The organism is Photorhabdus sp. P32 (assembly GCF_038085095.1).
Classification (GTDB): Bacteria; Pseudomonadota; Gammaproteobacteria; order Enterobacterales; family Enterobacteriaceae; genus Photorhabdus; species Photorhabdus luminescens.
Genome location: NZ_JAZGJN010000013.1, coordinates 1 through 319, shown reverse-complemented (window position 1 = coordinate 319; position 319 = coordinate 1). Strand labels below are relative to the sequence as shown.

Sequence of the window (319 nt, the reverse complement as noted above, 5' to 3'; positions counted from 1 at the left end):
GTTGAATAAAAGGCTACTCATAACTCCATCAGCGACCTGTCGAATATGTAATTCGATCCCTTCGGAAATCGCAGCATTGGCAATGGAATAGCTTCGTACCACACCCTGATAATGAAGATTAATATATTGACCAGGTAAGAATGCAAAAGATGCGGTGGGCGGTAGCCTGAATTTAATGATCATATATTCATCTGCTACTGTGCAGGTTGAGCTAACTTTGCAGGGCACAATCTTTTTCGTTAGTTTAGCGAGTTCTGGATAATATTCAGCTTCTATGACAATCTCGTCAGAGCTGGGCTTACATTGACAGGTCAAAAAA

At 41.1% G+C, this 319-nt stretch carries 1 protein-coding gene; it reads right to left on the bottom strand.

Features of this window, described 5'->3' with window-relative positions:
- Positions 1–228: FAD-binding oxidoreductase (locus tag V2H77_RS00035; RefSeq protein ID WP_341497181.1), on the bottom strand; the 228-nt coding region annotated here is incomplete at its 3' end.
- Between the last annotated feature and the right edge of the window lie 91 nt (positions 229–319).